Raw genomic sequence first — 22059 nt, forward strand, 5'->3', positions numbered from 1 at the left:
CGGGAACCACCGACCACCGCGGGAACCAACCGCAGGGACCACCGGGGCGCGCGGGCGGCGACGCCGCAGCCGCGGCCCCGCGGATCACTCGGCGGACATGCGGGCGGCGAGCGGCCGGGCCGGTCACCACCCTGGGGACGTGCGGGCGTGCGGTGTGCGCAGCCCGCCGTGCGGGGCGCGGGCGGCGGCGCACGCCCCCGCCGGATCACCGGGCGGGCGGGCGCAGCCTGGCGTGCAGGGCGCGGGCGGCGGCGTCGGTGAGGGAGGCGATCTGGTCGACGATCACCCGCTTGCGGGCCCGGTCGTCCGGGGCGCCGTCGAACATCGCCCGGAACTGCGGGTCCAGCCCCTCGGGCGCCCGGGCGGCCAGGGCCTCGGCCAGTTCGGCGACGACGACGCGCTGGTCCGCACGCAACGCCTCCTGCTCTGCGCGCTGCATCACATAGCGGTCCGCGACCGCCTTGAGCACCGCGCACTCCAGACGGGTCCGCTCCGGGACGACCAGTTCGGCGGCGTAACGGGTGAGCCCGCCGGTGCCGTAAGCCTGCCGGGTGGCACCCTCGGCCGCCAGGCAGAAACGGCCGATGAGCTGGCTGGTGGCATTCTTGAGCCGGGCCTGGGCCACGGCCGAGCCGTCGTAGCCGTGCGGCCACCATTCCTGGTCGACGAGGCGGTCGAGGGCGTCGGCGAGGGCCTGCGGATCCGTGTCCCCGGGCACATAGCGGCCGACGGCGACCGCCCAGATCGCGCCGCGCTCGGTCTCGGACAGCAGCATGTTCGGGTCGACGTGGCCCGCGTGCAGACCGTCCTCGAAGTCGTGCACGGAGTACGCCACGTCGTCGGCCCAGTCCATGACCTGGGCCTCGAAGCACTTGCGGTACGCCGGGGCGCCCTCCCGTACCCAGGCGAAGACCGGCAGGTCGTCCTCGTACACACCGAACTTGGGCGAGCCGGGGTCGGCGGGATGGCCGCCTCGGCTCCAGGGGTACTTGGTGGCCGCGTCGAGTGCCGCGCGGGTGAGGTTCAGCCCGACGCTGACCAGTTCGCCGCCCGCCGCGCCGGCGGCGGAGGGGACCGCTCCGGAGCGGACGAAGGCCTTGGGCTCGATCCGGGTGAGCAGCCGCAGCGACTGGGCGTTGCCCTCGAAGCCGCCGCAGTCCCCGGCGACCTCGTTGAGGGCCTGCTCGCCGTTGTGCCCGAAGGGCGGATGGCCCAGGTCGTGGGCGAGGCAGGCGGCCTCCACGAGGTCGGGGTCGCAGCCGAGGGCCGCGCCCAGTTCCCTGCCGACCTGGGCGCACTCCAGGGAGTGGGTCAGGCGGGTACGCGGGCTCGGGTCCCAGGCCGCGCTCCGCGAACCGGGCGTGACCACCTGCGTCTTGCCCGCGAGCCGGCGCAGCGCGGCGGAGTGCAGCACCCGGGCGCGGTCGCGCTGGAAGGCCGTGCGGCCGGGGCGCTTGTCGGGCTCGGGCGCCCAGCGCGCGGTGGCCGCGTCGTCGTAGCCGCAGCTCTCGCCGAGGCCGGTGGGCGTGCTCGTGGTGCCTTCCATGCCCCTGACGGTAACGCGGGCCGCCTCGGCGGCGTGACTCAGGCGGTGGCCGGCGGGCATGGGGCGGCTGTCGGGGCGACCGTCGCGTACGGGCCGGACGTCGCGTACGGGGCGGACGTCGCGTACGGGCCGGACGTCGCGTACGGAGCGGACGTCGCGTACGGAGCGTCCCGTGCCGCGTCGTAGCGGTGGAGGACGAGCCGGGCGAGCGCGGGATGGTCGCCGAGCGGGGCGGCCGCGACCCACGGCGCCGCGCTGCGGGACGCCGTGGCGAACCGGCCGGGCGCGGTGAAGTACGAGGCGAGCGCGACCCGGTGCCGGCCGCGCGCCGCCAGCGCCCGCAGCGCCTCGGGGACGGTGGGCGAGCAGGCGGAGGCGTAGGCGGGGACGACGGGCACGCCGCCGAGGCGCTCGGTGAGCAGGGCGGCGGTGCGCCGGGCGTCCGCGGCCGAGGCCGGGTCGCGCGAGCCGGCGGCGGCGAGGACCACCCCGGCGCCGCGGGCACCGGCCCGCGGGTCCGGCCAGCCGGCCTCCACGAGCCGGTCGTGGAGGGCCTCGACGAGCAGGGGGTGCGGTCCGAGCGGCGGCGCGAGCCGGGCGCGCACCCCCGCGGCGGCCACGGCGGCGGGGATGTCGTGCCCGACGTGGAAGCCGCGCCCCAGCAGCAGCGGCACGAGTACGGCCTCGCGACCCCGCAGCCCGGCGAGGGTGTGGGGCAGCAGCGGGGTGTCGAGTTCGATGTGCCCGAGCCGCACGTCGGCACCGGGGCGCAGCTCCCGTACCCGGTCCAGCAGGCGGCTGACGGTCCGCAGGGCGCGGGGGTCCCGGCTGCCGTGGGCGACGGCGACGAGTACGGGGTCGGCGACGGGGACGGGGACAGGGGCGGATACGGGGGCAGGCGCGACGACGGGGACGGGGACGGGGGCAGGGGCGATAGCGGTTGCGGATACGGGTACGGGTACGGGGTCGGCGCCGCACTGCGCGGTGGCCGCCGGGGCCGTGGAGGGGCCGCCCGCTGCGGCGGGCGACGGGCTGGGAGAGGTCATGGGTCTGCGCACTCCGTTGAGCTGGACATGACTGAGCTGTGCCGCGAGCTGCGCGGTGACGCTGATGAGCAGCCGCGTCGAGCCGTCGAGGGGCAGCGGATGCGGAAGCGGTGACTCGCGAGGGTGTGCCGGCTCCGTCATGAACCGATACTGGCGGGCGCAGATTGCCACGCCGTTGCGCCGTGATGACGGGTGTTTACCGCTGCCTCACCGGGGCGCGGGAAGCGATGTCGGACGGCGGGCCGCTCCGGGTGCCGACTCAGGCCGCCAGCCACACCCGCAGCTCGGGGCCGGGCACGCAGCCCTGCCTGGCCGCCGCCGCCAGGTCCTCACCGTACTCGTAGCCGACGACGGGCATGCCCGGCCAGAGGCGGGCGACGGTGGCGAGACAGCCGGACCAGGCCCGGTCGAGGTCGCCGTCCGCATCGAAGACGTTCGAGACGCCGATGACGTACTCGCTGCGGATCACCACGGCGCCGGCGACCGTGCGGCTGCCGCCGTCGGCCGTGCCGGCGAGGACGGTGACGGTGCGGTCGGACAGGAGACGCGGACGGAACAGCCCGGACAGTGCCGCGTCGCCCCCCGACCAGGCGGCCTCCCAGCGGTCGAGGTCCGGAGCGGTCCGCACGGGGCGCCAGGCGACGCCACCGGGCGCGACCGGCGCGGCGAGCACGGCGGGCCGGTGGATCCAGCGCGCCTGGAAGGCCACGTCGAATCCCTCTCCGGAGAGGTCCAGCCGTCCGAAGCTGTCCTTCACCGAACAGCCCCCCGCCGAACGGTCCACCTGGCCCAGCACCTCGCGGGCCGTTGCGTCGGGGGCGAGGGTGACGGCGTCCGGATGCAGCGGCGGGGTACGCCGCTCGCTGGTCCAGGCGCGGTCGCCGAACACCCCGGGTATCCCGTGCGCACGGCACATCGCGTGGCACCATTCGGCGTTGTTCCGGGCTGCGGAGACAGCGAGCATGGCTCGATCATGCCGTACTCTCCGCCGCACCGGCCCGGTGTCACGGAGCGGAGAGCACTGTTCCACCCCGGTTTACGGCTTCTGCGGGTGGCCCGCGACCATCGAAATGCTGAGCCGGCCGGTGTCCCGGCTCACATCGCCCGGACGCGGCGAACCATCGTGCCCCGCCGAACGTCGGAGGAGACGGGCAGACGAACCAGGGGGTCATCGATGCGGAAACTCTCGCCGCTGCGGCGGGGGCCGGGCGGACCCGTGCGGCGCCTACTCGGACCGGGCGGACCCGGCCTCCTCGGACCCGGCGGACCCGGCGGACCCGTGCGGCGCCTACTCGGAGCCGGGACCACGCGGGGCGGGCTAGGACCCGGGACCACGCGGGGCGGGCTAGGACCCGGGACCACGCGGGGCGGGCTCGCGCCGGGCGCTGCCGTGCCGCACGAGCCCGCACCCGGCCGGCTCCCGCGGGGCCGGCTGGTGCCCCGGACCACCCGGGGCAGGCGGCGGGCCGTGCAGGGGCTGATGCTGGCGACGGTGTGCGCGCTCGCCCCGGCGACCTGGCTGCACGCCGTGGCCGGCGACCGCACCGGCACCGTCACCGGCGCCCCTGATCGCGAAGTCGCCGTGGTGTTCGGTGCCGGGCTGCGCGAGGGCCGGCCGACCCCGTATCTGGCCCACCGGCTCGACGCCGCGGCGGAGCTGTACCGAGCCGGAAAGGTCAGGGTCGTCCTCGTCACCGGGGACAACAGCCGGGTGGACTACGACGAGCCGGACGCGATGCGTACATACCTCGTCCGGCGCGGTGTGCCGGACGGCCGGATCGTCAGCGACCACGCGGGCTTCGACACCTGGGACTCCTGTGTCCGCGCCAAGAGGATCTTCGGCGTCGACCGGGCCGTGCTGGTGACCCAGGGCTTCCACATCAAGCGCGCGCTCGCGCTGTGCGACGCCGCCGGGATCGAGTCCTACGGCGTCGGCGTCGCCGAGCCCCACGACCGGATCTGGTACTACGGCGGCGTGCGCGAGCTGTTCGCGGCCGGCAAGGCGGCGCTGGACGTCGCGCTCCGGCCGGACCCGCGCTTTCTGGGGCCCCGCGAGGCGGGCGTCACCGAGGCCCTGGCCGCGTCGGCCGCCGCGCCCTGACCACCCAACGCCGGACCGGGAACCACGCACCGCCGGACCGTAAACCACCCACCGCCGCGCCCCAAGCAGACCGCTCACCGCCGGACCCTGAAACACCCAACGCCGGACCGGGAACCACCCGCCGCCGCGCCCCAAGCAGACCGCTCACCGCCGCGCACCGGGCCCGGGGAGGGCCGCGTACCGAGGCCGTAATGCGGCGAGCGGGCCGCCGTAACACGGGCGACGCACGCTGGGGCGCATGTCCCACACATCGGCCCCGGCGCCCGCCCCCGGCCCCGTCGTCGCTCCCGTCGTCGCTCCCGCCGCCGACCCCGCCCTCGTCCCGACCCACTGCCCCTACTGCGCCCTGCAGTGCGGGATGAACCTGCGCGGGTCCGGGGAGACGGTCGAGGTCGTGGAACGGGACGACTTCCCGGTCAACCGGGGCGCCCTGTGCGGCAAGGGACGTACGGCACCCGCGGTGCTCTCCTCCCGGGTCAGGCTGACCGGGCCCCTGGTCCGACGCCCCGCCACCGGCAGGCTCGAACCGGCCACCTGGGAGGAGGCTCTCCGCGCCACCGCCGACGGGCTGCGGCGCACCCGGACGCGGCACGGGGCGGACGCCGTCGGCGTGTTCGGCGGCGGGGGCCTGACCAACGAGAAGGCCTACGCGCTCGGCAAGTTCGCCCGGGTGGTGCTCGGCACCTCCCAGATCGACTACAACGGGCGCTTCTGCATGTCCTCGGCGGCGGCCGCCCAGGGCAAGGCGTTCGGACTGGATCGGGGACTCCCCTTCCCCCTGGAGGACGTCCCGCGCACCGGCTGCGTGCTCCTCGTCGGCTCCAACCTCGCCGAGACCATGCCCCCCGCGCTGCGGTACCTCACCGAGCTGAAGGACAACGGCGGCACGCTGATCGTCGTCGACCCGCGCCGTACGAGGACCGCGGAGCAGGCCGACCTGCACCTCGCACCGCGCCCCGGCACCGATCTCGCGCTCGCGCTCGGCCTGCTGCACCTGGTGGTGGCGCAGGGCCGCACCGACGAGGAGTTCATCCGCGAGCGCACGACCGGGTGGGAGGATGCCAGGGCGGCCGCCATGGCGCACTGGCCGGAGCTGGTCGAGCGGATCACCGGGGTGGGCGTGCCGCGGCTGCGGGCGGCCGCGGCCATGTTCTGCGACGCCCCGAACGCGATGGTCCTCACCGCCCGCGGGCCGGAACAGCAGTCGAAGGGCACCGACACCGTCGGCGCCTGGATCAACCTCGCCCTCGCCACCGGCAACGCAGGCCGTCCGCTGGCCGGTTACGGCTGCCTCACCGGGCAGGGCAACGGGCAGGGCGGGCGGGAGCACGGCCAGAAGGCCGACCAGCTCCCCGGGTACCGCAGGCTCGACGACCCGCTGGCGCGCGCACACGTGGCAGGGGTGTGGGGAGTCGACCCCGACTCGCTGCCAGGCCCCGGCCGGAGCGCGTACGAACTGCTCGACGCGCTGGGCCGGGACGTACGGGCACTGCTGCTGATGGGGTCCAACCCGGTGGTGTCCGCGCCCCGCGCCGCGCATGTGGAGGGACGGCTGCGTTCCCTGGACTTCCTCGCCGTCGCCGACGTGGTCCTGTCGGAGACGGCGGAACTGGCGGACGTGGTGCTGCCGGTGGCCCAGTGGGCGGAGGAGACGGGGACGACGACGAACCTGGAGGGCAGGGTGCTGCTGCGCCGCCGGGCGCTGACACCGCCGCCGGGGGTGCGCAGCGACCTGGAGGTCCTGCACGGTCTCGCCGGGTTGCTGGGGCACGAGAAGGGGTTCCCGACGGACCCTGAGGAGGTCTTCGGTGAACTGCGGCGCGCCTCCTCCGGCGGCCCCGCCGACTACGCGGGCATCAGTTACCGGCGGCTGGAGGAGGAGCAGGGCGTGTTCTGGCCCTGCCCGGAGACGGGCGGGCACGGAAAGGAGCCGGGCGGACACGGAAAGGGGGCGCGCGGGTACGGAAAGGAGCCGGGCGGACATGGAAAGGAGCCGGGGACGGGGGCCGGGGAGCCGCATCCGGGCACGCCGCGGCTGTTCCTCGACCGGTTCGCGACGCCTGACGGGCGGGCCGCGTTCGCGCCGGTGGTGCACCGGGAGGCCGCCGAGCCCACCGACGCCGAGTACCCCGTCGTGCTGACCACCGGGCGGGTCGTGGCCCAGTACCAGTCGGGGGCGCAGACCCGCCGGGTGGACGAGCTGAACGCGGCCGCCCCGGGGCCGTTCGTCCAACTCCATCCGCAGCTCGCGGCGCGAGTGGGGGTTGCCGAGGGCGAGCCGGTCGCGGTGGTCTCCCGCCGCGGTCGGGCGGTCGCACCGGCCCGGGTGAGCGAGGCGATCCGCCCCGACACGGTGTTCATGCCCTTCCACTGGCCGGGGGCGGGGCGCGCCAACACGCTGACCAACCCGGCACTCGACCCGACGTCGCGGATGCCGGAGTTCAAGGTCTGCGCGGTGCGCCTGGAGCGTCCGGAACACCCGGGGTACCCGGAACACAGCGAAACCCCGAAACACACCGAAAGCCCGGAACCGACAGAAAGCCCGGAAAGCCCATCACGGCAGAACAGGCGGAGTGGGCAGAACGGGCGTCGAATTGACGGGCGGCACGGCTGACGCGGGCGCACCGCGAGGGCCCGGGCCGTACCTCACGCCCGCTCCGCGGTCTCCGACGCGATCCACGCCAGGTACTCCGCACTGCCCCGGAGGACCGGTGTCGCGATGATCTCGGGGGTGTCGTAGTCGTGGTGGGCCAGCAGATGCGCCTCCAACGCGTCGTAGCGCTCCTCGGTGGTCTTCAGCAGGACCTGCCACTCCTCACCGGTCTCGACGGCGTTCCGCCAGTGGTACACGGAGGTGACCGGCGCCGAGATCTGCGCGCAGGCGGCCAGCCTCGCCTCCACCGCGCCGCGGGCCAGCTCCTCCGCCTTGGCGGCACTGTCGGTCGTGGTCACAACGGTCAGGGCGCGACTCACGCACACTCCTCGTTCGGCGCGGACGGGCACGTCCGCGCGGCTCGGGTCCCGGCAGGCGCCGGGCCCACGGCCGTACGTCTACCACCGACCCGGCCCGGCGATCCAGCGCCGGCACACCGGCCACCCGCCCCAGCACACCCGGCACGAGGACGGTCCCCGGCCCTGCGATGTGCCGCATCCGGTGCCGTGCCGACGCCGTGCGCCGGTCCACCGGGGACGACAGCGGAAGCAGCGGGGCGGCGCATCACGTCCGCGGCAGCCCGCCGGTCCACCGGGGACGGCAGAACGGGCCCACCCGGGCCGTCACTTCCGATTCGGGCCCGGCATCTGGCGGCCACTCATCGAGTCTCACTCACGACCCGATGAGTCCCATCAGGAGTCGAGATACCGGTCGGACAGCCGGCGAAGCGGCCAGGACACCACCCATGTCACCGATGCGCACAGCACTGCCCACCCGAATCCGTCGACATTCAGGGCTTCACCGAGCAGATGGGCGATCAGCAGCGCATTGACGGCGCCGACCAGGGGCGGTGTCAGGACAACGAACACGCCCACCAGGCATCCGATGACAAAGCCGGACAGGACTGCGGTGAAGGGGTCGAACATCAGTACCCGCACGCTCGTGATCATGATTCGAATGCCCACAACGGAGCGGGCGGTAGCGGCAATTGGACCTACAGCCGCGCTGACGACGGCCCATCCCAACGCGCCGCCGGCCAGTGCGGCGGCCTCCCAGCGCAGGCTCTCACCCCCCCCCCGCACCCACCCGCACTCCCGGCAGCATCCACACCGCGCAGGCGAAGCCCACCGCATTCCCCAGCAACCGCGCTATAAGGTGCACCACGGACGAAGGCTAGCCGGGTCGGCCCCGGGCGGTGCCCGTTTCTCCGGGAGGAGTCGGCGGCCGTGGGCGAGCGGAGGAGGCGGCAGGCCGGACCCCGGCGGGAACCGAGCCGCCCGGCCAGGCGTTCCACCCATGGTGAACATCCACTCACGGAGGGTGTCCTTCATGGATCCGATTTCGATAGGGTTGCTCGCGGCCCTGGCGGGCGGTGTCGGCGGCGAGTTGGGCCGGCAGGCGTGGGCGGGGTTGAGTGCCCTGGTGCGGCAGCCCTTCAGGCGCGGGCGGGACGGGGCAGATGCCCCTCAGGTCAGTACGGGGGAGCTGGAGTTGGCAGCCCTGAGCCGGGCGCCGGACGACCAGGCGCGGGCACGGGCCCTCAGCGCCGCCCTCGCCGCTCGCAGCGCGCTGGACCCCGACTTCGGCGCCCGCCTGCGGCAGTGGCACGAGGGGGCGAGACTGATCCCCGAGGAGGACGGCGGCGTGCACAACAGCATCAGCGGAGGCAACCAGTACGGGCCTGTGCTTCAGGGCCGGGACTTCTCCGGGCTCTCCTTCAGCACGCCGCCTCCGCCGCCGGCCGCCCCTGAGGGCGGAACTCCCGCGGCGCGTTGACCGGGCGGCCCCGAGGCGAGATCAGCGCGGGATGACCTCAGTGCGGGCCGGATGCGCACGGGATGACCTCCGTGCGGGATGACCTCCGTGCGGGCCGGATACGCACGGGCCCGGCCTCGTCGCCCCTGACGAGTAGGTGCGCGGCTTCGCGCGGCCGGATGCGCGCGACCCGGATACGCGCGGGCCCGGCATGCCTCCGCGGGCGCCGGACGGTGCGGGGGGAGTTGCGCCGGGCCCGCACCGTTCAGGGGGAGCCGTCGGGACCCGGCGCACGGTGCTGCTGTTCCCGTGCGGCTTCGAGTCGCTCACGCGACCAGCGGGTGTCCGGTTCCTCCGGTCCGAGTGCCCGCTCTCGCTGGGCGAGCGTGCGCTCGTGCAGCGCGACCGCTTCGGGCACCCGGCCCGCGGCGAGATACGAGTCGGCCAGATTCGACTGGGACCGGAGGGTGTCACGGTGCTCCGGCCCCAGGACACGTACGCGGTCCGCGACGCTCTGCTCCTGCGCGGCGACGGCCTCCTCGTAGCGCCGCGCGTCGTGGTGGGTGTTGGCGATGTTGTGCAGGCACCGCAGGGTGTCCGGGTGGTCCGGTCCCAGCACGGCCGTGCGGCGCTCGAGGACCTGCCGGTGCAGATGCAGCGCCTCGTCGAGCCGGCCCGCCTGCTTGTAGGTGAGTGCGAGGTTGTGCATCGACCACAGCACGTCAGTGTGATCGTCGCCGAGGGCCGTGGCACGATCACGCAGGATGGCCTCGTGCTGGACGATGGCCTCGTCGGTCCGCCCGAGGGCCTTGCAGGTGATGGCCAGCGCCTCCCGTGTCTGCAGGGTGAGCCGGTGCTCCGCGCCGTGCAGCCTCAATCGGGCGTCCAGCGTGGCGGAATGGACGTCGAGCGCCTCCTCGTGGCTGCCGAGGGCACGGAGCGCCTCTCCGAGACGATGGCGGGAGGCGAGGGTGTCGGCGTGACCTTCCCCCAGTGCCGTTGTCCGCCGCTCGGCGGCCCGCGCCAGAGACCCGCGGGCCTGGCCGGTCCACCCCTGGGCCAGCATGAACGTTCCCACTCCGTGCAGTGCTCCCGCGAGATCGGCCACCGCCTGCCCCGGCACACCACCGATCGAGTCGACGAAGGCGTCCAGGGCCTCGGTGTGCGAGATCAGGCGGAGCCAGTGCGGCCAGTCGGCGACCGTCGAGAAGGGGTCCTCGGGGAGAGCGGACCTGAGCAGTTCGCAGGCCGTGGCCGCTTCCCCGCCGTCCACCGTCATGCCCGACCGGAGCAGCCGTCGCAGGAGCTGGTGGATGCTCACGCTTCCGCCGTCCGCCGTGATCAGCGAGTAGGAGCGCAGGAGTTCGATGTCGGAGCGTTGGCGTAGCGACGTCTGGGACTCGGGTGCCAGCAAGCCGAGCGGGATGGTCTCGGGCGCGTAGCAGCAGGCCGTCCTGAGGAGGTGGACGGCGCTCGGCCGCAGCGCGGCGACGGCGTCGACGCTCAGGCGGAGGCTGCGCGCCGTGTTGCGGCGGTACACGTCCGTCCATGCCGGTGAGTCGAGGAGCTCGCCGGGCTCGGCGTCGAGGAGCCGCTGATAGCCCTCGTAGGACAGCCCCTGTGCGCGCAGGTAGGCCGAGGCCTGCTGGAGGGCGAGGGGGAGTCCTCCCAGGTCCGCCGCCAGCCGGTGGGCGCCGTCGTCGGCGTCCAGGCCCGTACGCCCGGAGAGCCACGCCGCGCCGACGGGGGCGGGCAGGGGCTCGACGGTCGTCGCGGCCAGCCCGCACTCCGTCCAGTCCACGTGCCACCGCGTGGTCACGACCACCGGCCCGCGATCGATCCGGGCCAGCACGGCGGCCACGTCACTCGGCGTCTCGACGCTGTCGAGGACGAGCAGCCAGCCGTCATGGTGGTGCAGCCAGTCCATGGCCCAGGCGGCCGCGTCCGCCGGTGTGCGCCACTGCCGGTGTCCGGGCAGCAGATGATGGGCCAGGGCTGCGAGGCCCCGGGTCACGGCCCCGCCGTCCTGCGCGCTGACCCACCAGGTGAGCCGGTACCGCGCTCGCAGCTTGCGGGCGGCGTGCAGGGCGAGTTCGGTCTTGCCCACACCGGGCATGCCGACGAGTGCCACGCCGAAGCCGTCGTCGGAGGGCGCCTCGAGCTGCCGGACGACTTCGTCCAGATCGTCGTCGCGGCCCCACAGCCGGCCGGAGGGAGGCCGTGGCGGGTTCGCCACCGGGGTGAACGCGTGGACGTCGGACGCCGGCGGCAGTCCCGACTCGTGGATGTGCGTGTGCACGCCGCCCACGACCGTGCGGGCTTGGACAACCGGCCCGTGGACGGTCCCCGACAGGTCGTTCCCGGTGACTTCCCGCTCCGTGCCGCCGGCCGCGTCCTCCGCCATGCCCGCCCCCGTTCGTCCCGGATCACAGCGTGGCACAGGTCGGCCCCGGACCATGCGGCATCTTCGAATGGTCTTGTCTGGTTCTGGTGTGGCCATGACGCCTCGGCACACCGCCGTGAACCGCCGGCTGCCGAGCGGGAGTCCGCGGGGCCGCTACCGCCCGGGCAGCCGCCACCCACCCGGGCCGCCGCGGCGGGAGCAGCAGGAGCAGCAGGAGCAGCAGGAGCGGCACGAGCAGCACGAGCGGCAGGAGCAGCACGAGCGGCACGAGCGGCACGAGCGGCAGGAGCAGCAGGAGCAGCACGAGCGGCACGAGCGGCACGAGCGGCACGAGCGGCACGAGCGGCAGGAGCGGCAGAAGCGGCAGGAGCGGCGGGAGCGGTGCTTCAAACCGCCTGACGCGGTGGCGAGGCAACGCCACCCGCCGCCACGGCGTCACCCGGTCCCCGCGGCACCGCCGCGACCCCGCCCGTCCTGATGCGGGTGTGGCATGCGACGGCAGATGCCTGCCGAGTACGCCGGCGGGGCCGGGAACCCGCGGGGCGTGGCACCGGTCCGCCGGGCCGGCACGACGGAGTTCGCGGTGGACGAAGGGCCGTCGGGGCGACCGGCCGGGGCGTACGCGGCGGTCCCTTGGGACAGGGGCCGGCACCGACCGCCGCCGTGCCCCGCGGTGCCCTCGCCCAGCGCGTCGCCCGCCCTCTCACTCGTTCGGCGCGGTCCTTCGCACCGCCCGGCCAATGGCTCAATCACACCGCTCTGACCTGCGGTGACACCACCGGATCAACATGACACGCGGTATGGCCCGTGCGAATCTGATCGCCCATCAGCAGGCGTGGCGGGCCGACTGCCCCTTACCTCTTGAGGTGTAGGAACGGCCTCCGGCACCACCGTCCGGCGGCACGGCCAACGCCCCGGAGGACGTCATGCGCACCACCGCCCGCCTGCTGGCCGGACCGGCGCCGGCGGCCGCCTGCGTCGGCGCGGCGGCCGGGTCCGGCGCCCGGGCGGCGGACCCCGGGACGCTGGCGCTGACGCCGTCGAGCACCACCGCCGGAGCCTCCGTGACCGCGAGTACCACCGCATGCGGCAGGCGCGGTCACGGCACGGGCGACGCCGGGTCGCTCGGCGCGGAACGCTTCGACCTGGCACCCGGCGCCGGTGAGGGCGCCGCGGCAGCCGCGGCAGCCGCGGCCGGCGGGTTCACGGTGCCCGAGGACACCGAGCCGGGGACGTACACGGTATCCGTGCTCTGCGACAACGGCAGCAAGGCCTACGGGGATCTCGTGGTGCGGGCCCACGGGCAGGAACCGAGCGGCCATGTGAAGACGGGAGTCGGCGGCAGCGTCGGCCCCGACATCACCCAGATCACGGCGGGGGCGGCCGTCCTGGCCGCGGCCGCCGTCGGCGGGACCTGGCTCCTGCGCCGTCGGGCGAGCGGCGCGCAGGGCTGACGGAGAGCGTTCGCGCTCGGCCTCCACCGTCCCTCGTACCGCCGTCCCCGCCCCCGTCACGCTTCGTCCGGCTGACGGGGGCGGGGAGTTCCGCTCGTCCGGCTGACCGGGGGAGAGGAGTTCCGTCCCCGGGCCGGGCGTCCGGGGAGTCAGGAGGAGCCCATGAAGTCGAACGGGTTGCTGCCGGCCCTGGCCGTCTGCGCCGGGGTGTGGCTGGTGCAGAACGGGGCGCGGCCCGTCACCCCGCCCGCTCCCTCGGCCGCCGAGGCCTTCGCCGCCGGCCGGCACACGGACGCCGCCGCGCCCCCGCTGCCGCCGTCGCCCCCGGTGCGGTTGCGGATCCCGAGGATCGCCGTGGACACCCCGTTGGCACGCCTCGGGCTTGCCGCCGACGGCAGCCTGGAGGTGCCTTCCGGCGGCGGGGGCGGGGCGGCCGGCTGGTACGGCGGCGGCACCACCCCGGGCGCCCGGGGTACCGCGATCGTCGCCGGTCATGTCGACGACGCCGACGGGCCCGCCGTCTTCTACGGGCTGGGCACCCTGAAGAAGGGGAACCGCGTCGAGGTGCTCCGCGAGGACGGCGTCACGGCGGTGTTCGCGGTCGACGCGGTGGAGGTGTACGAGAACGACGCCTTCCCCGACCGGAAGGTGTACGGGGCCGCGCGAGGGGCCGAGCTGCGGGTGATCACCTGCGGCGGCCCGTTCGACCCTCGGACGGGCTACCGGGGCAACGTGGTGGCCTTCGCGCACCTGGTCGGGGTGCGCGGACCGGTACCGGTCCCGGTCCGGTCCTGAGCGCGCCGCGCCCGCGGGGCGGCAGGCACGGCCCCGCGGTGGCCGCAGGGCCGAGGGGCCTCGCGGTGCCGCAGGGCCGAGGGGCCTCGCGGTGCCGCAGGGCCGCAGGGCCGAGGGGCCTCGCGGTGCCGCAGGGCCGCAGGGCCGAGGGGCCCGCGGCACCGCGGCGGTCCCGGCTCCGGGCCCGGGAGCCCCGGCTCCCGGGCAGCCGCCGGACCTCGCTCCCCGCGAGCCCTCAGCCCGACCACTGGTCGAACGCCAGTTTCGCCACCAGCGAGAACACGACCACGAGCAGCACGCCGCGGACGAACTCCGCGCCCCTGCGGAGGGCCGTCCACGCCCCGAACATGCCGCCCGCCAGGTTGAACAGCGCCATCAGCGCGGCCAGTTGCCACAGCACCGTCCCCTGGTAGGCGAACATCGCGAGGGCGCCGGCGTTGGTGCACACGTTGACGATCTTGGCGGTGGCGGAGGCGGCGACCAGGTCCAGATGGAGCACGGCGGTCAGGGCGAGCACCAGGAAGGTGCCGGTGCCGGGCCCGAACAGGCCGTCGTAGAAACCGATCCCGCCGCCGACGAGGACGACCGCGGTGGCGATCCGGGCGCGGGTGACCGGTCCCCGGTCGCCACGGGTGCCGAAGGACGGGCGCAGCATGACGAACGCCGCGACGCCCAGGAGCACCACCATGATCACCGGCCGGAGCACGTCGCTGCTGATGCCCGCCGCGAAGAACGCCCCGGCCATGGAGCCGGCGAGCGCGGTCAGTCCGATCCGTACGGCCGTCCCCACCTGCACCGGGGCCTTGCGGACGTAGGTGACCGCCGCGCCGGTGGTGCCGACGATGGCGACCGCCTTGTTGGTGCCGAGGATCTGGGCGGCGGGCACCTGCGGCATGCCGAGCAGCAGCGCCGGGATGAGCAGCAGCCCGCCGCCGCCGACCACCGCGTCGATCCAGCCGGCCGCCAGCGCGGCGACACACAGGAGGACGAGGGTGGTCAGCGATATGTCAGGCATGGGGCGACCCTACGGAGACGATGCGTGCACCGTCCATCGAACCCGTGAGTCTTGAGCTACCTCTGAGGTTCCCCGGCCCGCGGCCACCGGCCACCGGCCACCGGCCCGGCCCCTCACCCTCCGGGCCCCTCACCCTCCGGGCCCTTCACCCGCCGGGCCCTTCACCCGCCGGGCCCCTCACCGGCCCGGCCCCTCACACGCCCGGCCCCTCACCCGCCCGGCCCCTCACCCGCCGGGCCCCTCACCCGCCGGGCCCTTCACCGGCCCGGCCCCTCACCCGCCGTGCGCCTCACACGCCGGGCCGGCGGGTACTGAGGGCAGTGTTCCGCGAGGGAAACAACCGGGATGCCGACGGGTAACACCCGCCCCTCAGTCTGCGTACATGGATTCGAGGATCGTGGTGGTCGGCGCCGGGATGGCGGGAGCGCGGGTGGCGCGGCAGCTCGCCCCGGCGTACGACGTCACGCTGCTCGGCGAGGAGCCGCACGCCCCCTACAACAGGGTGCTGCTGGCCGATGTCCTGGCAGGCCGGTACGGCCCCGAGGTGATCGCGCTTCCCCCGGTCCCGGGGGACGCGGCCCAGGTGCGGCGCGGGGTGCGGGCGGTGCGGGTCGACCGCCGGGCGCGGACCGTGCACTGCGCGGACGGCACGGTCGCGGTGTACGACCGCCTGGTGCTGGCGACCGGCTCGAACCCCGTGCTGCCGCCGCTGCGCGGGCTCGACGGCGGGCTGCCCGGCGGCGTGCACCCCTTCCGCACCCTCGACGACTGCCTGGCGCTGGCGGCCGCGGCCCGGCCCGGCAGCCGCGCGGTCGTCGTCGGCGGCGGGCTGCTCGGCGTCTCCGCCGCACGGGCCCTGGCGGAACGCGGCACGGACGTGGTCGTCGCCCACCAGGGCCCCACCCTGATGGACCGCCATCTCGACCCGGAGGGCGGCGGCCTGGTGCGCCGCCATCTGGAGGGTCTCGGCGCGGAGGTCCACACCGAGTGCCACGCCCGGGGGCTGCGCCACCGCGACGGTGCCGTCACCGGCGTCGAACTCGCCGACGGCTTCGTCCTCGACGCCGACCACGTCGTCCTCGCCTGCGGCGTCCGGCCCCGCACCGGCCTGGCCGCGGACGCGGGCCTCACGGTCCGCCGGGGTGTCGTCGTCGACGACACCCTGACCACATCCGACCCGCGCGTCCACGCCGTCGGCGACTGCGCGGAGCACGCGGGCACCGTCTACGGGCTGGCGGCCCCCGCCCTGGAACAGGCCGACGTGCTCGCGTCGGTCCTGACAGCCGACCCCGTACCGGGCCGGGAACCGGGGGGCCGGCGCTACACCGGCACCCGGTCCCTCACCCGGCTCACCCTCGGATCCGCCGGCGCCTTCGACGTCGCCGCGTTCGGGGAGCCCTCACCGCGGCCCGGGGACGACGTCGTCCGCCTCGCCGACGCCACCCGCGGCGCCTACCGGAAGGTCGTCGTCCGCGGCGACCGGCTCGTCGGCGGCGCACTCCTCGGCGACCTCGCCTCCGTCGGCGCGCTCGCCCGGGCCTGGGAGGGCGACGAGCCGCTCCCGGACGCACCCCTGCTCCACCTGCTCACCACCGATGGAGGACTCTGAGATGACCACCCCCACGATCGTGCTCGTCGGGCACGGGATGGTCGGCCAGCACTTCCTGGAGGCCCTCGCCGAGCGGGGAGTCACCGGTCGCGCCCGGGTCGTCGTGCTGTGCGAGGAGCCCCGCCCCGCCTACGACCGGGTCCGGCTCACCTCGTACTTCTCCGGCCGGACGCCCGACGGGCTGTCCCTCGTCGAGGACGGGTTCATGGCCCGGCACGGCATCGAACTCCACCTGGACGACCCGGCGGAGCACATCGACCGCGCCGCCCGCACGGTCACCTCCCGCAGCGGGCGGACGATCCCGTACGACTCTCTCGTCCTGGCCACCGGCTCCTACCCCTTCGTGCCGCCCGTCCCGGGCCGCGACGCCGAGGGCTGCTTCGTCTACCGCACCATCGAGGACCTCCTCGCGATCGAGGAGTACGCCAAGACCTCCCGCACCGGGGTGGTCGTCGGCGGCGGACTCCTCGGGCTGGAGGCGGCCGGCGCGCTCAAGGGCCTGGGCCTGGACACCCACATCGTGGAGTTCGCGCCCCGGCTGATGCCGGTGCAGGTCGACGACGGCGGCGGCACCGCGCTGCTGCGCACCATCGAGAACATGGGCCTGACCGTCCACACCGGCACCGGCACCCGGGAGATCGTCGCCGACGGCCCCGCCGTCACCGGCATGAACCTCTCCGACGGCTCGTCGCTCGCCACCGACCTGGTGGTCTTCTCCGCCGGCGTGCGCCCCCGCGACCAGCTGGCCCGCGACACCGGCCTCGCCGTCGGCGAGCGCGGCGGCATCGCCGTCGACGAGCACTGCCGCACCTCCGACCCCGACGTGTACGCGATCGGCGAGTGCGCCCTCGCCGCGGACGGGCGGGTCTACGGGCTCGTCGCGCCCGGCTACGAGATGGCGAAGGCCGTCGCGGACGTCCTCGCCGGCCACGCCCCCGGCACCGTCTTCACCGGCGCCGACACCTCCACCAAGCTGAAACTCCTCGGCGTGGACGTGGCCTCCTTCGGCGACGCGCACGGCACGGCAGACGGCTGCCTCGACGTGGTCTACTCCGACTCCCGCTCCGGGATCTACAAGAAGCTGGTCGTCGCGGCGGACGGCGCCCTGCTCGGCGGAGTGCTCGTCGGCGACGCCGAGTCGTACGGCATGCTCCGCCCCCTCACCGGCTCCGTACCGCCCGTGCCGCCCGAGCAGCTGGTGCTGCCCGCCGGCACCGGTGCGCCCGCGGCCCTCGGCCCGTCCGCACTGCCCGACGAGGCCGTGATCTGCTCATGCCACAACGTCACCAAGGCCGAGATCCGCGCCCACACCACCCTGCCCGAGGTGAAGAAGTGCACCAGGGCGGGCACGGGCTGCGGAAGCTGCCTCAAGGTCATCGGCCGGCTGCTGCCGGGGGCCGCCGACCAGGGCCTGTGCGGCTGCTTCTCCTACACCCGCAGCGAGCTGTACGAGATCGCCCGCACCCTCGGCCTCGCCTCGTACGCCGAACTGCTCGACTCCCACGGGCGCGAGGAGGCCCGCGGCGGCGACGGCTGCGAGACCTGCAAGCCAGCCGTCGGCTCGATCCTGGCCAGCCTCGGCGGCGGCTACATCCTCGACGGCGAACAGGGCGCCCTGCAGGACACCAACGACCACTTCCTCGCCAACCTCCAGCGCAACGGCTCCTACTCGATCGTGCCGCGCATCCCCGGCGGCGAGATCACCCCCGCGAAACTCATCGTGATCGGCGAGGTGGCCCGCGACTTCGGCCTCTACACGAAGATCACCGGCGGTCAGCGGATCGACATGTTCGGCGCCCGCGTGGACCAGCTGCCCGCCATCTGGACGCGGCTGGTCGACGCCGGCTTCGAGTCGGGCCACGCCTACGGGAAGTCCCTGCGCACGGTCAAGTCGTGCGTGGGGCAGACCTGGTGCCGCTACGGGGTGCAGGACAGCGTCCGCATGGCGATCGACCTCGAACTGCGCTACCGCGGCCTGCGCGCCCCCCACAAGCTGAAGTCCGCGGTCTCCGGCTGCGCCCGCGAGTGCGCCGAGGCGCAGTCCAAGGACTTCGGCGTGATCGCCACCGCCAACGGCTGGAACCTGTACGTGGGCGGCAACGGCGGGGCCACCCCGCGCCACGCGGACCTGCTCGCACAGGACCTGTCCGACGCCGAACTCGTCCGGCTCGTCGACCGGTTCCTGATGTTCTACATCCGCACCGCCGACCGCCTGGAGCGCACCTCGGTCTGGCTGGAGCGCCTGGAGGGCGGACTCGGCCACCTGCGGGACGTCGTGGTGCACGACTCCCTCGGACTCTGCGCCGAACTCGAGGCCATGATGGCCCGGCACGTGGACGGCTACCGCGACGAATGGGCCCAGACCCTCGACGACCCGGACCGGCTGCGCCGCTTCGTGTCGTTCGTCAACGCCCCGGGCGCACCGGACCCCTCCGTGAGGTTCGTCCCCGAGCGGGACCAGATCAAGCCGGACCTCACCGTACTCACCCTGGAAGGGACACCCACCCGATGACGGTCCAGGACGCACCCCCGCTCACGCTCCAGATCGAACTGTCCGGCACCTGGCTGCCCGTCTGCGAGGTCACCCGGCTCACCCCCGGCCGCGGCATGGCCGCCCTGCTCCCCGACGGCCGGCAGGCCGCGGTCTTCCTGGACCGCTCCGGGACCGCGTACGCGATCGGCAACCGCGACCCGTTCACCGGCGCGCAGGTCCTGTCCCGCGGCCTGCTGGGCTCCGCCGACGGGCGGCCGTTCGTCGCCTCCCCGCTGCTGAAGCAGCGGTTCGACCTGGCGACGGGCCGCTGCCTGGACGACGACGAGGTGTCTGTGCCGGTGTACGCGGTGCGCCGGGCCTGACGGGGAGCGGGCGGACCCCGGCGGCCCGGTGGCCCGGCGATGCGGCCCGCCCGGCGCTGCGGCGAGGCGGCCCGCGCGGCGAGGCGGCGAGGCACGTGCGGCCGGCCCGGACACACGGGGGCGGCCGGACGAACGGGGGCGGCCGAACTCCGGAGCGATGCCGGGCCGGGCGTACGGTCCGTGCGGTAAACCGGGTGCGGTCCGGAGAGGGCCTCCGCTACCGTCGCCGCCCATGACGCTTCCCCGGGTACGTCCCCCCTTCGTGGCAGACGAGCGCACCCAGCTCGTCGGCTGGCTCGACATGCAGCGCGCGATCGTCCACTACAAGTGCGAGGGGCTCGCGGAGGCGGACGCCCACCGGCCGGTCCTGCCGGCCTCGCCCCTGATGACGGTGGCGGGCATCGTCTCCCATCTGCGCTGGACCGAGAACTCCTGGTTCGAGGTGATCTTCCTCGGCCGGCCCGCCGACGGACCGCAGTTCGCCGAGGCGCCCGAGGACGCCGACATGCGCGTCGAGGGCGTCCCGCTGGCACACCTGCTGGAGGAGTACCGGCGGCAGTGCGCGATCTCGAACGAGATCATCGCGGCCCATGCGCTCGACGAGACCGGCCGCCACCCCGACTACACGTCGTCCGCGGCGACCCTGCGCTGGATGCTGATCCACATGGTGGAGGAGACCGCCCGGCACGCCGGTCACCTGGACGCCGTCCGGGAACTGCTCGACGGGCAGAAGGGCTACTACTGACACGGCCCCCGGCTGCCCGCGCCGCCCGGGAGATGCGAAGGGCCGTTCCGGCGGGGCTACGACCGGCCCGGACATCCAGGCGCCTGACGGGTACTCAGACCGTTCCCTTACCAGGCCGTACGGCCGACCGTACTCTTGCGGCACGGCCCGCCGCCCCCGGCACGACCAGGACTACCGAGCGGGCGCCACGGGGCAGGGGGGTCGCGCCGGCGAGACCGCCGGGCGACCGAGTAGCGGAGGAGTACCGCATGCCGTCGACGACCGGCTGGACCAGGCACGACATCCCCGACCAGAGTGGACGCACGGCCGTGGTCACCGGAGCCAACAGCGGCATCGGGCTGGTCACGGCCGGGGAACTGGCCCGGCGCGGGGCGCGGGTGCTGCTCGCCTGCCGCAGCGGGGCACGCGGCAGGCAGGCCGTCGAACGCATCCGGCGCCAGGTGCCCGGCGCGGAGGTGGAGTTCAGGCCGCTGGACCTGGCCGACCTGTCGTCCGTGCGAGCGTTCGCGGAGTCGTACGCCCCCGGGACGCTCGACCTGCTCGTCAACAACGCGGGCGTGATGGCCCTGCCGTACGGCCGTACGGCCGACGGCTTCGAGACCCAGTTCGGGATCAACCACCTGGGGCACTTCGCCCTGACCGGACTGCTCGCCGGGAAGCTGCTGCACACCCCCGGCGCCCGCGTGGTGACCGTGTCCAGCGGGATGCACGCGCTGGCCAACGTCGACATGGGCGACCTGAACAGCGAGCGCCGCTACCGCCGCTGGGTGGCCTACGCCCGCTCCAAGACGGCGAATCTGCTGTTCACACACGAACTGGCACGGCGGCTCCGGGAGGCGGGTTCGGACGTGGTCGCGGCGGCCGCGCACCCCGGCTACGCGGCGACCGGCCTCCAGACCGCCGGGGCGAGGATGGAGGGCCGCCGCACCGCCGAACGACTCGCCGAACTCGGCAACCGGGTCTTCGCCCAGTCCGCGGAGGCGGGGGCGCTGCCCACGCTGTACGCGGCGACCGCGCCCGGTGTGCGCCCCGACTCCTTCACCGGCCCGCGCCTGATGGGGATGCGGGGCGCGCCCGCGCGGTCCCGGCGTGCCCCGTGGACGCTGGACGACGCCGCCGGTGAGCGGCTCTGGGTGGCCTCCGAGCAGCTCACCGGCGTGACGTACGAGGACCTGAAGGGCTGACTCCGGGCGCGGTCACCGGCTCCGGGCCGGCCAAGGCTCGGGACTCCGGGCCGGCCAAGGCTCGGGCCGGGCCGGGGCTCGGGCCGGCTCGGGCCGGCTCGAGCTGGGGCTCGGGCTCGGGCTCGGGCTACTGGCCTAGCGGTCCCGGAGCCGGGCGGGCCGCGGGCCGGGCTACTGTCCCTCGGCGGCCTGCGGGTCCATCCAGACGACCTCCCAGATGTGGTGGTCCGGGTCCTGGAAGGAGCGGCCGTACATGAAGCCGTGGTCCATCGGCTCGTTCGCCGGCGAGCCCCCGGCCGCAAGGGCCGCGTCCGCCAGCTCGTCGACCTTCTCGCGGCTCTCGGCACTGAGCGCGACGATCACCTCGGTGCTGGTGGCGGCGTCCGCGACGCTCTTCCCGGTGAAGTCCTTGAACCTGGCCTCGGTCAGCAGCATCGCGAAGATCGTGTCACTGACGGCCATGCAGGCGGCGGTCTCGTCGGTGAACCGGGGGTTGAAGGTGTAGCCGACGGCCTCCCAGAACGCCTTCGACGTGTCGAGGTCCTTCACCGGCAGGTTCACGAAGATCATCTGGGACATGGCTGGTGCCTCTTTCGTGGTCTTGCTCGTCGTCGCGCCCTCGGGCGTCGTTTGTCGTGGGTAGAGACCGCTGGGGCGCCCAGGACTCATCGCCCGCGGAGGGGCAATTCCGCGGAGCGCGTGCGACGGCCTCGCGGGCCCGGGTACGGCCGGGCGCGTCCGGGCCCTTCAAGGGCACATCAAGGGCACATCGGGGGAACATCAGGGACATACCCAGGGGCGGCCGGGCGCGTGCGGGCCCCGTCTCCCGCTTCCGGAGGACGCGGAGACCCGGACCCGGAGCCGGACCCAGACCCGGACCCAGAGCCGGACCCAGA

At 74.7% G+C, this 22059-nt stretch carries 19 protein-coding genes; 11 read left to right on the forward strand and 8 right to left on the reverse strand.

Annotation, left to right across the window (positions count from 1 at the left end; translation table 11 throughout):
- Positions 1-205: 205 nt before the first annotated feature.
- The 3 genes from DDQ41_RS06035 to DDQ41_RS06045 all read right to left on the reverse strand — a co-directional run bounded on the left by DDQ41_RS06035 (position 206) and on the right by DDQ41_RS06045 (position 3556).
- The gene (locus DDQ41_RS06035) at positions 206-1546 is read right to left on the reverse strand and encodes a deoxyguanosinetriphosphate triphosphohydrolase (protein ID WP_109297563.1); all 1341 of its coding nucleotides are present in this window, start codon (positions 1544-1546) and stop codon (positions 206-208) included.
- 38 nt (positions 1547-1584) lie between these two features.
- A complete protein-coding gene (locus DDQ41_RS06040) occupies positions 1585-2592 on the reverse strand; it encodes a sirohydrochlorin chelatase (RefSeq protein ID WP_449451403.1) in 1008 nt (335 codons plus the stop codon).
- 259 nt (positions 2593-2851) lie between these two features.
- The gene (locus DDQ41_RS06045) at positions 2852-3556 is read right to left on the reverse strand and encodes a hypothetical protein (protein WP_109293549.1); all 705 of its coding nucleotides are present in this window, start codon (positions 3554-3556) and stop codon (positions 2852-2854) included.
- A gap of 516 nt (positions 3557-4072) precedes the next feature.
- Between DDQ41_RS06045 and DDQ41_RS06050 the strand changes: the two genes are divergently transcribed.
- Both DDQ41_RS06050 and DDQ41_RS06055 read left to right on the forward strand, forming a co-directional pair.
- Positions 4073-4693, forward strand: a complete 621-nt coding sequence (locus tag DDQ41_RS06050) for a SanA/YdcF family protein (protein WP_109297565.1) — start codon at positions 4073-4075, stop codon at positions 4691-4693.
- Between the two features lie 238 nt (positions 4694-4931).
- Positions 4932-7307, forward strand: a complete 2376-nt coding sequence (locus DDQ41_RS06055; RefSeq protein WP_262508371.1) for a molybdopterin oxidoreductase family protein — start codon at positions 4932-4934, stop codon at positions 7305-7307.
- 32 nt (positions 7308-7339) lie between these two features.
- Here DDQ41_RS06055 and cutA read toward each other — a convergent pair whose 3' ends face one another.
- Together cutA and DDQ41_RS06065 are read right to left on the reverse strand one after the other, a co-directional pair.
- Positions 7340-7672 (reverse strand): divalent-cation tolerance protein CutA, encoded by a 333-nt coding sequence (gene cutA / locus DDQ41_RS06060; protein ID WP_109293550.1) that lies wholly within the window; start codon positions 7670-7672, stop codon positions 7340-7342.
- A gap of 366 nt (positions 7673-8038) precedes the next feature.
- A complete protein-coding gene (locus tag DDQ41_RS06065) occupies positions 8039-8296 on the reverse strand; it encodes a hypothetical protein (protein ID WP_162602619.1) in 258 nt (85 codons plus the stop codon).
- Between the two features lie 379 nt (positions 8297-8675).
- Here DDQ41_RS06065 and DDQ41_RS06070 point away from each other — a divergent pair, with 379 nt between their 5' ends.
- Positions 8676-9122, forward strand: a complete 447-nt coding sequence (locus DDQ41_RS06070; protein WP_109297566.1) for a hypothetical protein — start codon at positions 8676-8678, stop codon at positions 9120-9122.
- 244 nt (positions 9123-9366) lie between these two features.
- Here the strand turns inward: DDQ41_RS06070 and fxsT are convergent, their stop codons facing one another.
- Positions 9367-11505 carry an FxSxx-COOH system tetratricopeptide repeat protein gene (fxsT, locus tag DDQ41_RS06075; protein ID WP_162602620.1) on the reverse strand — a complete coding sequence of 713 codons (2139 nt, stop codon included), beginning with the start codon at positions 11503-11505 and terminating at the stop codon, positions 9367-9369.
- A 94-nt stretch (positions 11506-11599) separates the two neighbouring features.
- Between fxsT and DDQ41_RS31170 the strand changes: the two genes are divergently transcribed.
- The 3 genes from DDQ41_RS31170 (at position 11600) to DDQ41_RS06100 (ending at position 13754) form a co-directional block, all read left to right on the forward strand.
- Positions 11600-11983, forward strand: coding sequence for a hypothetical protein (locus DDQ41_RS31170; RefSeq protein ID WP_162602621.1), 384 nt, complete (start codon positions 11600-11602; stop codon positions 11981-11983).
- 448 nt (positions 11984-12431) lie between these two features.
- Positions 12432-12959 (forward strand): hypothetical protein, encoded by a 528-nt coding sequence (locus DDQ41_RS06095; RefSeq protein WP_109293554.1) that lies wholly within the window; start codon positions 12432-12434, stop codon positions 12957-12959.
- A 162-nt stretch (positions 12960-13121) separates the two neighbouring features.
- Positions 13122-13754: a class F sortase gene (locus tag DDQ41_RS06100; RefSeq protein ID WP_109293555.1), complete on the forward strand. Its 633-nt coding sequence runs from the start codon at positions 13122-13124 to the stop codon at positions 13752-13754.
- A 235-nt stretch (positions 13755-13989) separates the two neighbouring features.
- Here DDQ41_RS06100 and DDQ41_RS06105 read toward each other — a convergent pair whose 3' ends face one another.
- A complete protein-coding gene (locus DDQ41_RS06105; RefSeq protein WP_109293556.1) occupies positions 13990-14769 on the reverse strand; it encodes a sulfite exporter TauE/SafE family protein in 780 nt (259 codons plus the stop codon).
- Between the two features lie 382 nt (positions 14770-15151).
- Between DDQ41_RS06105 and DDQ41_RS06115 the strand changes: the two genes are divergently transcribed.
- From DDQ41_RS06115 to DDQ41_RS06135, 5 genes are all read left to right on the forward strand, one after another.
- On the forward strand, positions 15152-16378 hold the full coding sequence (locus DDQ41_RS06115) for an NAD(P)/FAD-dependent oxidoreductase (protein ID WP_109293557.1): 1227 nt from the start codon (positions 15152-15154) through the stop codon (positions 16376-16378).
- Position 16379: 1 nt separating this feature from the next.
- Positions 16380-18890 (forward strand): nitrite reductase large subunit NirB, encoded by a 2511-nt coding sequence (gene nirB, locus DDQ41_RS06120; protein WP_109293558.1) that lies wholly within the window; start codon positions 16380-16382, stop codon positions 18888-18890.
- On the forward strand, positions 18887-19234 hold the full coding sequence (gene nirD / locus DDQ41_RS06125; RefSeq protein ID WP_109293559.1) for a nitrite reductase small subunit NirD: 348 nt from the start codon (positions 18887-18889) through the stop codon (positions 19232-19234). Before nirB ends, nirD begins: the two co-directional genes overlap by 4 nt.
- 232 nt (positions 19235-19466) lie before the next feature.
- A complete protein-coding gene (locus DDQ41_RS06130; RefSeq protein ID WP_109293560.1) occupies positions 19467-19979 on the forward strand; it encodes a DinB family protein in 513 nt (170 codons plus the stop codon).
- Positions 19980-20227: 248 nt separating this feature from the next.
- A complete protein-coding gene (locus DDQ41_RS06135; RefSeq protein WP_109293561.1) occupies positions 20228-21163 on the forward strand; it encodes an oxidoreductase in 936 nt (311 codons plus the stop codon).
- Between the two features lie 171 nt (positions 21164-21334).
- Here the strand turns inward: DDQ41_RS06135 and DDQ41_RS06140 are convergent, their stop codons facing one another.
- Entirely contained in the window at positions 21335-21742 is a 408-nt protein-coding gene (locus DDQ41_RS06140; protein WP_109293562.1) for a VOC family protein, read from the reverse strand.
- Positions 21743-22059 lie beyond the last annotated feature (317 nt).

This window comes from Streptomyces spongiicola (assembly GCF_003122365.1).
Lineage (GTDB): Bacteria > Actinomycetota > Actinomycetes > Streptomycetales > Streptomycetaceae > Streptomyces > Streptomyces spongiicola.